This window comes from Empedobacter sp. GD03861 (assembly GCF_029840885.1).
GTDB classification, from domain to species: domain Bacteria; phylum Bacteroidota; class Bacteroidia; order Flavobacteriales; family Weeksellaceae; genus Empedobacter; species Empedobacter falsenii_B.
Genome location: NZ_JAOCDJ010000058.1, coordinates 1 through 10,883, shown reverse-complemented (window position 1 = coordinate 10,883; position 10,883 = coordinate 1). Strand labels below are relative to the sequence as shown.

The window sequence follows — 10,883 nt, the reverse complement described above, 5'->3', positions numbered from 1 at the left end:
TCGACTCTAAAATCCGTTATAAAAAGTGAATTTGAATATAATAAGAATAAAAATGTAGAACTTAATACGTATCACGTAAAACTAAAAAAAATAACGTAAAACGTTAAGCGTAGAGCGTAAAACTTAACAAAAACCCCCTTTCCCAAAAACAAAGTTGGCGCGATGTACAGGAAAAAGAGTGACTTTTAAAACTAATGTTGAATTTAAAAACTATGTAAAAACGTAGAACGTCATACGTATCACGTAAAACATAAATAAAACCACCTTTATTATGCTAGAAAAAGAATTTGAATTATTAAAAAAAGGTAATTCTATTGCTTTGGAACGTATTTATGTCAGGTACAATAAACGAATCTTTTGGTTTGGTAAACAAATAATTGAGGATGAGTTTGTAGTAGAATGTTTGTTACAAGATGTGTTTCTGAAACTTTGGGAATATCGAGAGAAGATGGAATCCCCTGATCATATCTTTTTCTTTTTGAGATTTGTAATGAAATACAGTTGCTATTCGCATTATGCTAAACCGAAGAATAAGTTTTTTAGAAATGTGAATTCATTAGAGAACTATGAGAATTATCAAAGTTATTTAGCTGGATATGATCCCGCAGATAACATTCAAAACCTAAACGAACAAGAAACACAACAGCACTATTTTGATCAAATTATAAAAGTATTACCCTTATTAAGTGCTGAAAGAAAGCATTTGATTGAACTCTGTTTAAAACATGGATTTCAATACAAAGCGATTGCTAAAGCAATGGGAAGAGGAATCACTGAAACGAGTAACGAAATTAAACATGCTATTGATGATCTTAAGAAGATTTTAAGTCACCAAGATAAATTAATTATTAAAACCAAAACAGTCTCTACAGCAGAGAAGGAAAATCAAATATCTGAAACACAATCGTTGATTTTAAAACTTCGATGTAAGCATAAACAATCTTTTTCAACAATAGCTTCAGCATTACAATTGTCTCAAAAAGAGGTACACAATGAATTTATAGTCGCTTATAAATTCACTCAACAAAACAAAGTTCAATCCCTAAACTATTGATCATGGAAAAATCTACTTTAATACTCACTCGAAAAATACAAATACTTATCGATTTACCAACTCAAGAAGAACGCAAAGAGGCATTAGACAAGCTTTATAGATGGCAAAACAGATGTTTTAAAGCCGCTAATTTGATTGTTTCTCATTTGTATTTACAAGAAATGATGAAAGATTTTTTGTACCTCTCTGAAGGAGTTAAATATAAATTAATGGACGAGAAGAAAGATGCAGAGGGTATATTAAAAAATTCGCAAATGAGTACCACTTATCGTGTGCTATCAGACCGTTTTAAAGGTGAAATTCCAACCAATATATTATCTTGTTTAAATAATAGACTCCACAGTTCATACAACAAAGATTCTCAAAGATATTGGAAAGGAGAAGCTTCGTTAAAAAACTTCAAACGAGATATGGCATTTCCTTTTGGAGCAGAAAGTATACGTAGCTTCTCTTACAATCCTGAGAAAAAATGTTTTTGTTTTCGGTTGTTTCAACTTCCATTCAAAACCTATTTGGGAAAAGATTTTACAAGTAATAAAAGGTTATTGGAACAAGTGGTAAGCGGAGAAATTAAACTTTGTACATCACAAATAAAGTTAGAAAAAAGTAAAATATTTTGGTTAGCTGTTGTTGAGATCGAAAAAGAAAATCATCAATTACAACCCGAAATTATTGCAGAAGCTTCCCTCTCTTTAGAATATCCGTTGGTTGTAAAAATAGGAAAATCTCGGCTTACTATAGGAACCAAAGAAGAGTTTCTATACCGAAGGTTAGCGATACAAGCGTCCCGTAAACGAATACAAATTGGGGCAACTTATGCAAAATCGGGCAAAGGAAAAACGAGGAAACTAAAAGCGCTAGATAAAATGAGTCAAGTAGAAAAAAATTATGTGCATCATCGACTACATGTTTACAGCAGAAAGTTAATTGATTTTTGTGTAAATAATAAAGCAGGAACACTTATTTTAATGGATCAAGAAGAAAAGATAGAGCTGGCCAAAGAAGAAGATTTTGTACTGAGAAATTGGAGTTATTATAAACTGATGACCAAAATAAAATATAAGGCAGATAAAGCAGGAATTGAGCTTATAACAGCTTAAAAATATAATTTTTGAGGGTGATTGTACACCCGTAAGGTGAGGTTGATAATAAACACTCACTAAATATAAACAACATATATAACGCGTGAGCTCACTTACTTTTATCAATAGTTAATAGCAGATACTCTTTGGAGTTGCTAACTTTACGTAGACAAAATAGAGTTTGATTTTTAAGTCTTTATCTTTGAAATTATGAATAGTAAAGGCACTCGTTACAGCACCGAATTTAAAATAAAATAAATTTTCTTTCAAGCTGCTTCAATACAACTTACTTATTCTATCAAATCGAAAAATCACTCAATATGACAACTAAAACTAGCTTTTTGTTTATTTGATTAATTTCGAAATAATGTCATTCCAACATTAGGAGGAATCTCTAAATGTTTTTAATTCTATAAAATAAAAACCTCCGCTCAAGTTATTGAGCGGAGGTTTCTTTTTACGCATATTTAGTAAAGTCTATATATCGTCAAAATCGATATTGGTAAAAGATTCAACTTGCGTTTCGTCTTTACCCACAACTTTAATTTTTGGATCAAAATCTTTCTGATGTCTTTCCGAAATTACCTCTTGTCCTTTTTGAGCAAAAACAAAATCGGTCGTTTCGTCTAACATATCTTTGAAACTTTCAAAATCTTCTTTGTACAAGTAGATTTTATGTTTTTTGTAATACACATTTCCATCTTCCTGCGTATTTTTTTTACTTTCAGTAATCGTCAAGTAATAATCACCTGCTCTTGTTTCGCGGACATCGAAAAAATAAGTTCTTCTTCCAGCCCTTAATACCTTTGAAAAGACTCCTTCTGCATCCACCTTTTCTTGGTTTTCAAAATCATTCATAAGTCTAAATAGAGTTTAATTGTTAAATGTTTCCTAACAAATCTAAAAAAAATTAAGAAAACAACAACATTTTAAACAATTATTTTCTATTATTTTATTAAATATCTATAAATAAACTTAATCTAGCAGTTGTTTATTGTACAATTCATAATAATAACCATGCTTATTTAATAATTCGCTGTTCGAACCATTTTCTAAAACATGACCATCTTCTAAAACCAAAATCTGATCAGCGCGCTTTGCAGAAGACACACGATGCGTAATAATGATAGTCGTTTTACCATTAATCTCAGAAGATAAATTATTTAAGATTTGTTCTTCGGTTTCTGTATCTACAGCTGATAAACTATCATCAAAGATTAATATTTGTGGATCATTCACCAATGCACGAGCTATAGAAACACGTTGTTTTTGACCACCAGAAAGTGTCACTCCACGTTCTCCAACAACTGTTTCATAACGTTCTTTAAATCGATCAATATTATCATGAACAACCGCTTTCTTCGCAAAAACTTCAGCAGTTTGTTCATCAGTATCATCAGAACCAAACAAAATATTATTGGTTAACGAATCCGAGAAAAGGAAAGCTTCTTGCGGTACATAACCAATTTCTTCTCGAATAGATTCTACATTAATATCATGAATATTTTTATCATCAATCAAAATTTCACCAGAAGTCGGTTCCAGCGAACGCGCAACCAACAAAGCAATTGTCGATTTTCCTGAACCTGTTTTTCCAAGAATCGCTAAAGTTTCACCTTTATTAATTTTGAACGAAACATTATCCAACGCTTTAATTCCTGTGTTTTCGTAGATATACGTCACATTTTTAAATTCGATTGTTCCTTCTACTTCATGATTGACTAATTGTTTTTCTTTTACATCAGTTTCGGCATTCAAAAATTCGTTGATACGAAACATTGATGCTTCCGCACGCTGCACAACCATTGTAATCCAACCCAACGAAGTAAATGGCCAAATTAACATATTTAGGTAAAGGAAAAATTGTGCAATAGAACCAATATCCATTGTTCCTTCTATATATTTTACTCCTCCCAAATACAAAATCACCAAATTACTCACTCCAACTACAACAACCATCAAAGGGCCAAAGGCTGCCTGAATTTGAGCTAAATTAAGTGCACGTTTCTGATATTCGTCTGCTTCTACTTCGTATTTAGATTTTATAAATTCTTCTGAATTGAATGATTTTATCACGCGAATTCCAGCAAAAGTATCTTGTACAGACGACGAAATCGTAGATTGTTGTTCTTGTACGCGCTTACTTTTCTTGTTAATATTTCGTGCAACATTATAAATTAACAATGATAAAATAGGCAAAGGAGCTAATGTATAAAGCGTTAATTGCTTATCAATTTGCAACATAAAATACGCAATAATCACAACTCGCGATACCAAATCAATTGGATACATAATTCCAGGGCCAAGATACATGCGTACCAATCCGACATCTTCGGTAATCCGATTCATCAAATCGCCCGTTTTGTGTTTTTTGTAAAAGGACAACGATAATTTTTGATACTTATCGTAAATCACATTTTTCAAATCGAACTCAATATAACGCGATGCTACAATGATCATTTGTCGAGTACCAACTGTCAAAACTCCTCCCAAAACTTTAAAAAAGAAAAAAGCCAAGCTGGCGTACATCAAACCATCTTTCAAAAGATCGAGATTATCTGTTCCTTCTTTCTTAAAATTTCGTAGCAATTCTTCAACTGTATTGATTGCTTCTCTAATATATGTAACGGAATAAACCTGCACCCAGTTGGCACAAATCGTAAAAATGAAGCCCAAAAATATTCTCCATTTATACTTCCATAAAAATTTATTTAACTTTTGTAATGATTTCACAAAACAAAATTACATTCTTTTTTTTACCTTTGCATCAATTTATTAGACGTTATATCATTGAAATTATGTTGGGAAGAAGACAACTACGCGAAAAAGTAATGCAGAATATCTATGCTTACAATAGTTTAGGAACTGAAGGCGAAGAAAGAGCGGTCGAGAAAAATATGATGAAAAGTATCGATCAAATCTACGATTTGTACATTTATCTCCTAAATTTGATTAAAGTTCAAAAGGACATTGCAGAGCATAAAATTGAACTTGCAAAATCAAAAAACTTTCCAACCCAAGAAGATTTAAATCCAAATTTAAAATTTGTTCAGAATAAAGTATTCAAAATTATTGAACAAAATCTTGAATTATCTCGTTATTCAAATGACAACAAATTTTTACTTTGGGATATTTATGATTCTTATCCAAACAATATCTTTAAAAATTTGACAGAAAGTGAATTGTACAAAACGTACATGAGCAGCGACAAACATTCTTTTGAAGAAGACAAAGAATTTATCTTGAACTTTTTCGTAGAATTTATTGCTGAATATGAAGATTTGCACGATTACTTAGAAGGAATTCAGATCACGTGGGCAGACGATGTACATATTGCAAATGCAATGGTGCATACAACGATAAAATCGTTCCGTCAAAACAGTTCACCATTGATTTCATTATTCAAAGTTTACAAAGACTTAGATGACAAAAAATTTACTGAAGAATTATTCCGTAAAACCATCCGTTACCAAGCAGAAACTAGAAAAATCATTGACGAAAAAGCTCAAAACTGGGAATTAGATCGTATTGCGACAATCGATTTAATTATTTTGGAAATGGCTTTGACAGAGTTTTTATATTTCTCAAATATTCCTGCAAAAGTTACAATCAACGAATATGTGGAATTAGCGAAAAGTTATTCGACAGAAAAATCGCGTGTTTTTGTTAACGGAATCTTAGATAAAACATTAAAAGAGTTAAAAGACAATAATAATTTACCAAAATACGGTAGAGGTTTATTATAATCACTATTTTTTCTTAATTTTGACTAAGACAAATAATTATAAAAATGAAAAGTAAATTATTTATATTAGGTGCATTTGCATTATCATTCGCAATCAGCTCTTGTGGAGAAAAAAAAGCTAGCGACAATTTTACAGCAGAAGAAACAGCTCAACAAGCTGAAAATGTTGTAGATCCAGCTACAGCTCCAGTTTTAACATTAGCAGAAGCAAATCACGATTTTGGAGATGTAAAAGCTAACAATAAAGTAGAAACATATATCAAGTTCAAAAACGATGGTAAATCTCCATTAGTTATTCGCGATGCGTCTGCAACTTGTGGTTGTACAGTTCCTGAATTTCCTTCTACTCCAATTGCAGTAGGAGCTACAGATTCTATCAAAGTTGTGTACACAGCTGGAAACATGAACGGTAAACAACAAAAAACAGTAACTTTAGTAACGAACACAACAAATGGTCACGAGAAATTTGACATTTCTGCAAACGTTGTTGGAGCTACTGCAAATGATCAAAATGCACAACAAGCATTTGGACAATAAGTATTAAATCGATAAAATATAAAAATGATTCAAACAATCTTTTTACAAGCTGGTGCACAAGGCGGAGGAATGTCTATGCTTTTGATGTTCGGAGGGATGTTCGTAATTATGTACTTTTTCATGATTCGTCCTCAACAAAAGAAAGCGAAACAAGAAAAACAATTTCAAACGGATATCAAACGTGGTGATCAAGTTGTAACAACTTCTGGTATTCACGGGAAAATCAACGAAATTTATGACGACGCTGTTATCATCGAAACTGGAGCTGGAAAAATTAAATTCGAAAAAGCTGCAATTTCTCGCGAATTAACTGCTGCACGTTATTCAAAAACGACTGACAAAGCTGAGAAATCAGAAAAAGCAGTTGAAGAAAAAAACTAAGTTTAAGGTTAACATATATTTAACTGATTGCCGAAGGAATTATTCTTCGGCATTTTTTTAACTTCAAACCATGAAAAACAACCAACCTTTTGTAGCAGGAATTACTGGCGGAATAGGCTCTGGCAAAAGTACAGCAGCAAAATTCTTCGAAGAATTAGGTATTCCGGTATATAATTCTGACACAAGAGCGAAAACGATTCAGAATGAAAACTCTGAAGTAAAAGTTAAAATTATTGCAGCTTTTGGTGAAGAAGCGTACAATGAAAATGGTTTGAATAAACCATATCTATCAAAACAAGTTTTTCAGAATAATGAAAAATTGAAGCTATTAAATTCAATTGTTCATCCAGCAGTTTTCCAAGATTTTGAGGATTGGAAAAAAGCTCAAAAATCGGATATTGTAATGAAAGAAGCTGCCATTTTAATAGAAAGTGGTAGTTACAAAGATTGCGATGTTGTGATAAGTGTAGTGGCCGATATAGAAACGCGAATTGCACGGACTATAGAAAGAGATGGTTTATCACGAGAAGAAATTCGTGCGAGAATAAACAATCAGATTTCGGACGAAGAACGAATTGCTAAATCAGATTTTATTATTGATAATAATGGCGATTTAGCTCACTTGAAAAATGAAGTGGAACAAACGTTTATCAAAATCAAAAAAATGATTTAATCGTCCAAATTTTAACAAAAAGATAGAAATTAGAAAAGATTAAACTATTTTTAATCATTCAATAAAAAATAAATGAAAAAAGGATTTTATAAAATCTTAATCGTTATCATGAGTGTTGCCCTTATAGGATTGATAATCATTCAATTCTATTGGCTAAACTTAACAATTCAGAATGGTACAGACAGTTTTAACAACAACGTGTACCAAGCGATGAATTATACAACTGAAAAAATAAATAAAAACGAATTAGAGCGTTATTATAAGAAATTCAATAATATACAATCTGATTTAAAATCAAATAAAGATAAACCGCAAGTTGTAACCAATCAAGTCATCAAAGATTCGCTTGGTGTTACGTACGCTTATGTAACGCGCTATGTGGTCGAAAAATCGATGTTGCCATCATCTGGAAAATACAATGATAGTTTGACGAAAGCGAATATTTATTCGCAGGAGCGCGTTTTCAAGATAGACAAAGATTCTTCTGCTAGAGGAATTCCGAATCTGAATCTGAATTTTGAGCACGCTTTACAAGACGGAACATTTACGCTGGAAAGCGCTGCGCGTTGGGATGCAGGCTCTACGCCGATCGACAAACGTGTGAATTATGCCATGTTAGATTCGATTTTGAAAAATGAATTACGTAACAGAGGAATTCATCAAGCAATGCCAATTTTGGCAGTTTTGAAAAAAGATTCGACAGAAACAAATGTCAAATCAAAAGATTTTGATCGCAATAAAATCGAATTTATGGTTCCGCTATTTTTGGACAGAAAGGATCATATCGAATATTATTTGGCAGCAAATTTTGTTAACCGAAATTTAGCCATTGTTGCGCCAACAGTTCCAGTTATTTCATTGACATTTATCTTAACCATGATTATTATTACGGTTTTCTCATTGTCAATTTATTACATGCAATTGCAACGCAAGAGTTCGGAAATTAAGACTGATTTTATCAATAATATGACGCACGAATTCAAAACGCCTATTGCAACCATTAATATTGCGTCTGATGCATTGCGTAACGAAAAAATATTTACTGATCCTGAAAAGGTGAAATATTATGCAGATTTGATCAAACAAGAGAACAAACGTATGAATGCTCACGTTGAGATGGTCTTACGAATGTCAAAGCTTGATCGCAATCAAATGGATATGAATTTTCAGGAAGTAAATTTGAATGGGATTGTACAAAAAAGTGTTGAGCCGATAAGATTTATTGTAGAAGAAAGAAATGGTACAATATTTGAAGAATACAACGCAGAACAATCATTTGTAAAAGGAGATCCGTTCCATTTAGAGAATATCGTTATTAATGTATTGGATAATGCTCGAAAATACTCTCCAAACACACCGGAGATTAGAGTAAAAACATACAACAAAGACAACAATTTTTTAATTGAAATTTCTGATAAAGGAATGGGAATGCCGCAAAACGTTCTGAAAAAAATATTTGAACAATTTTATAGAGAAGAAACGGGAAATATACACAATGTAAAAGGTCATGGACTTGGGTTGGCTTATGTCAAAAAAATCGTTCAGCTTCACGGTGGACAAGTTTGGGCAGAAAGTTCAGCAGGAAAAGGAAGTACTTTTTTCATTAAAATTCCTCTAAAATCATAGATCAATGAGTGATAAACAACGATTACTTTTAGTAGAAGATGATCCAAGCTTCGGAAGTGTATTAAAGGATTATTTGGTTATAAACGATTTTGACGTAACGCACGCAATCGATGGTGAAGACGGTCTTGCCAAATTTAAAGAAAGTGATTATGATCTATGCATCCTTGATGTAATGATGCCTAAAAAAGATGGTTTTACATTAGGAAAAGAGATCAAAGAACTAAAAAGTGAACAACCAATTATATTTTTAACAGCGAAAAACATGCGCGAGGATGTTTTGAATGGTTACAAAATTGGAGCAGACGACTATGTCTTAAAACCATTTGATTCGGAAGTTTTATTGTACAAAATAAAAGCTGTTTTACAACGTAATTCTGGTGAAGAAGAAAAATTTGAACAAGAAGATTTCAAAATTGGTAAGTTTACGTTCAATGCAAAATTGAGACAATTAATTTACGATGGTAAATCACAAAAACTTTCGCCAAAAGAAAACGAATTGTTACGTTTATTGGCAGTTTACAAAAACGATTTAATGCCTCGTGAGATTGCCTTAACACGTATTTGGCACGATGATAATTACTTTACATCGCGTTCTATGGACGTATATATTGCAAAATTACGTAAGTATTTGAAGAAAGATCCTGCAGTAGAAATCGTGAATATTCACGGAGAAGGATTCCGACTTTTAATTCAAGAATAAGATTACAGTCTTTATAGAAAAAAAACCTCAACATAGTTGAGGTTTTTTTTATGTTTGTAAACAATCTAATTTTAATCTATGAACAATAATTACAATATTTTATTAAACAATTTAAAAAATAAGATTTATAATACTTTAGACAAGTTAATAAATGACGACTATAGCTTATTAGACATCCCTGATTATAATAATATTGGAGACAACTTAATTTGGCAAGGTGAATTAGATTATTTAAAAAGACTCTCATTTAAAAAATTATACGAAGCAAATTATTGGATTTACAAAAATCAAAATGTTCCAAAGGATGGAATATTATTAATACAAGGAGGAGGAAATTTTGGTGACTTATATTCTGTATCTCAAGAATTAAAATTAAATCTAATTAAAACATTTACAGATAGGCGTATAATAATTTTCCCACAAACTATTCATTACAACTTTGAACAAAATTTAATAAAGGATATTGAAATTCTAAAAAATCATCCAGATCTACATATTTGTCTTAGAGACCTTGAATCATATAATTTATTAAAAAAATTTGATATTAAAAATCTATATCTTTTACCTGACATGGCTTTTTGTTTGGATCTAAGTAAATATGTTCTTCCCACTAAGAGTGAAAAAGTTTTATTAATGAAACGAAAAGATAAAGAGATTAATACTAGTTTAAATTATGAAGCTATTTTAAAACAACAAAATGTAGATATATTGGATTGGCCAACATTTAATATATCTAAAAATAAGCATAGAATTAATTATAGAATTGAAAGATACAATAAGAAATTATCTTTGTTTTTGTTAGAAAAAAATATTTTTACATTCTTTGTAGATACTCGATATGGATTAAAATCTAGAAAACAACGAGAAAAATATATTGAAACAGGTATCAAATTTATGAATAAATATTCTACGGTTTATACAACTAGGTTACATGGACTTATATTAGCTGTATTATTAGAAAAAAAGGTTATTATTATTGATAATAAACATAAAAAATTAAGTAGATATTATAATATGTGGTTAAAAGATTTTGAAAATATTTCAATCTATAATGAATAAAAAAGAGAGAATATTTCTCTTTTTTA

At 31.0% G+C, this 10,883-nt stretch carries 11 protein-coding genes; 9 read left to right on the top strand and 2 right to left on the bottom strand.

Annotated elements, in window-relative coordinates; genetic code table 11:
* Positions 1-271: 271 nt before the first annotated feature.
* Entirely contained in the window at positions 272-1,054 is a 783-nt protein-coding gene (locus N5D03_RS14190; protein WP_280052023.1) for a sigma-70 family RNA polymerase sigma factor, read from the top strand.
* Between the two features lie 2 nt (positions 1,055-1,056).
* Positions 1,057-2,154 carry a hypothetical protein gene (locus N5D03_RS14185; RefSeq protein ID WP_125350260.1) on the top strand — a complete coding sequence of 366 codons (1,098 nt, stop codon included), beginning with the start codon at positions 1,057-1,059 and terminating at the stop codon, positions 2,152-2,154.
* Between the two features lie 459 nt (positions 2,155-2,613).
* On the opposite strand, the gene N5D03_RS14180 is transcribed toward N5D03_RS14185, so the two are convergent.
* Both N5D03_RS14180 and N5D03_RS14175 read right to left on the bottom strand, forming a co-directional pair.
* Positions 2,614-2,994, bottom strand: coding sequence for a PUR family DNA/RNA-binding protein (locus tag N5D03_RS14180; protein ID WP_280052022.1), 381 nt, complete (start codon positions 2,992-2,994; stop codon positions 2,614-2,616).
* 117 nt (positions 2,995-3,111) lie between these two features.
* On the bottom strand, positions 3,112-4,869 hold the full coding sequence (locus N5D03_RS14175; RefSeq protein WP_280052021.1) for an ABC transporter ATP-binding protein: 1,758 nt from the start codon (positions 4,867-4,869) through the stop codon (positions 3,112-3,114).
* Here N5D03_RS14175 and nusB point away from each other — a divergent pair.
* The 7 genes from nusB to N5D03_RS14140 all read left to right on the top strand — a co-directional run bounded on the left by nusB (position 4,860) and on the right by N5D03_RS14140 (position 10,857).
* Complete coding sequence (gene nusB, locus N5D03_RS14170) at positions 4,860-5,882, top strand: transcription antitermination factor NusB (RefSeq protein ID WP_257468218.1); 1,023 nt, start codon at positions 4,860-4,862, stop codon at positions 5,880-5,882. The two genes, N5D03_RS14175 and nusB, sit on opposite strands and share 10 nt — an antisense overlap.
* A 44-nt stretch (positions 5,883-5,926) precedes the next feature.
* Entirely contained in the window at positions 5,927-6,418 is a 492-nt protein-coding gene (locus N5D03_RS14165) for a DUF1573 domain-containing protein (RefSeq protein ID WP_114998927.1), read from the top strand.
* Between the two features lie 24 nt (positions 6,419-6,442).
* Complete coding sequence (gene yajC, locus N5D03_RS14160; protein WP_125350678.1) at positions 6,443-6,799, top strand: preprotein translocase subunit YajC; 357 nt, start codon at positions 6,443-6,445, stop codon at positions 6,797-6,799.
* A 70-nt stretch (positions 6,800-6,869) separates the two neighbouring features.
* Positions 6,870-7,472 carry a dephospho-CoA kinase gene (gene coaE, locus N5D03_RS14155; protein WP_280052020.1) on the top strand — a complete coding sequence of 201 codons (603 nt, stop codon included), beginning with the start codon at positions 6,870-6,872 and terminating at the stop codon, positions 7,470-7,472.
* 72 nt (positions 7,473-7,544) lie between these two features.
* Complete coding sequence (locus N5D03_RS14150) at positions 7,545-9,098, top strand: HAMP domain-containing sensor histidine kinase (protein ID WP_114998924.1); 1,554 nt, start codon at positions 7,545-7,547, stop codon at positions 9,096-9,098.
* A gap of 4 nt (positions 9,099-9,102) precedes the next feature.
* On the top strand, positions 9,103-9,798 hold the full coding sequence (locus N5D03_RS14145) for a response regulator transcription factor (RefSeq protein ID WP_019974263.1): 696 nt from the start codon (positions 9,103-9,105) through the stop codon (positions 9,796-9,798).
* Positions 9,799-9,876: 78 nt separating this feature from the next.
* Positions 9,877-10,857 (top strand): polysaccharide pyruvyl transferase family protein, encoded by a 981-nt coding sequence (locus tag N5D03_RS14140; protein WP_280052019.1) that lies wholly within the window; start codon positions 9,877-9,879, stop codon positions 10,855-10,857.
* Positions 10,858-10,883: the final 26 nt, after the last annotated feature.

Coding starts and splice junctions, on each gene's coding strand:
- N5D03_RS14165 (WP_114998927.1), top strand. CDS start 5,927: ATGAAAAGTAAATTATTTATATTAGGTGCATTTGCATTATCATTCGCA.
- N5D03_RS14145 (WP_019974263.1), top strand. CDS start 9,103: ATGAGTGATAAACAACGATTACTTTTAGTAGAAGATGATCCAAGCTTC.
- N5D03_RS14185 (WP_125350260.1), top strand. CDS start 1,057: ATGGAAAAATCTACTTTAATACTCACTCGAAAAATACAAATACTTATC.
- yajC (WP_125350678.1), top strand. CDS start 6,443: ATGATTCAAACAATCTTTTTACAAGCTGGTGCACAAGGCGGAGGAATG.
- coaE (WP_280052020.1), top strand. CDS start 6,870: ATGAAAAACAACCAACCTTTTGTAGCAGGAATTACTGGCGGAATAGGC.
- N5D03_RS14190 (WP_280052023.1), top strand. CDS start 272: ATGCTAGAAAAAGAATTTGAATTATTAAAAAAAGGTAATTCTATTGCT.
- nusB (WP_257468218.1), top strand. CDS start 4,860: ATGATTTCACAAAACAAAATTACATTCTTTTTTTTACCTTTGCATCAA.
- N5D03_RS14180 (WP_280052022.1), bottom strand. CDS start 2,994: ATGAATGATTTTGAAAACCAAGAAAAGGTGGATGCAGAAGGAGTCTTT.
- N5D03_RS14140 (WP_280052019.1), top strand. CDS start 9,877: ATGAACAATAATTACAATATTTTATTAAACAATTTAAAAAATAAGATT.
- N5D03_RS14150 (WP_114998924.1), top strand. CDS start 7,545: ATGAAAAAAGGATTTTATAAAATCTTAATCGTTATCATGAGTGTTGCC.